The following is a 1,002-nucleotide window of genomic DNA, read 5'->3' on the forward strand; positions in this document are numbered from 1 at the left end:
TCTGTACGGTGACTGGTTCAACCCACGGCGGCATGCTCGTCGGGTTCGCCAAGGATGGTCGACAGCGCAACGTGATCGGTATCGATGCCTCCGCCATGCCCGCCAAGACCAAGGCGCAGGTGCTTGGCATCGCCCAAAATACAGCGAAGCTCGTCCACCTCGGAGCGGAAATTGTCGAGGCAGACGTGGTGTTGTTCATGGACTACGCGTACCCGGGTTATGGCGTTCCATCGGAGGAAACCAAAGAGGCAATCCGTTTGTGCGCGCGGCTCGAGGGCATGATTACGGACCCCGTTTACGAGGGCAAATCGATGCAAGGGATGATCGACCTCGTCCAGAGGGGCTTCTTTCCACAGGGATCGAGGGTCCTCTACGCACATCTAGGCGGCGCACCGGCGATCAACGGGTACGGCTACACCTTTCGCAACGGCTGACGTTCGGCAGTCTGCGATTCCGCGGTCGCGCTCGAACGTGGGTAGGTAGCGTCGTTCGAGCGCTTGGCTGGAGAAGTGGAGGCAGCGACGGGCATCCACTAATTGGTACCATTACGTGCTGTCGGTGCTCAACGCCACGCGCATTGAGCGCATGCCGCCGTTGGCAACCGCGAGGCGAATTTTGACTCCGGGGCAAGAATCCACACGCGGCGGTGGCGGCACGAGGACCAAGCCGGCGAGTTCGCGCTTTCGAACTGGCGCCAAACTGCCACTGCTCGAGGGCCGAGGCCAGTCTAATCACAGGCGAGCCGTCCAAGCTCTCAAGAGTGATAGGGCGAAACCCGACAGCGGCAGAAGACATGTCGGGTTCACGACAATCGGCCGCATTTGGCCTCGTGGAGAATTTCAAAGCATTTCCCGCCGCTTACCGGAGCTGAGGGAATTGGCACCTCCGTTGCAGCTTGATGTGCGGCAACACGGTGAGAGCTTCGCTGAAGCAAGCCAGAGGGAGCGATGCCCTCGAGACCGTGTCCGATTTTGACTGGAAAATATTCCGCGACAAAAGAGA

General features: G+C 59.9%; 2 protein-coding genes. One reads left to right on the forward strand and one right to left on the reverse strand.

Annotated features, from left to right (window positions below; genetic code table 11):
* Positions 1-434 (forward strand): pyridoxal-phosphate dependent enzyme (locus E5X34_RS32575; protein ID WP_292573320.1); only part of this gene is annotated, 434 nt, incomplete at its 5' end.
* Between the two features lie 368 nt (positions 435-802).
* On the opposite strand, the gene E5X34_RS32580 is transcribed toward E5X34_RS32575, so the two are convergent.
* The coding region (locus E5X34_RS32580) for a hypothetical protein (RefSeq protein ID WP_206516867.1) at positions 803-1,002 on the reverse strand (200 nt) is incomplete at its 5' end.

It is taken from the genome of Mesorhizobium sp. (genome assembly GCF_004963255.1).
GTDB lineage: Bacteria > Pseudomonadota > Alphaproteobacteria > Rhizobiales > Rhizobiaceae > Mesorhizobium.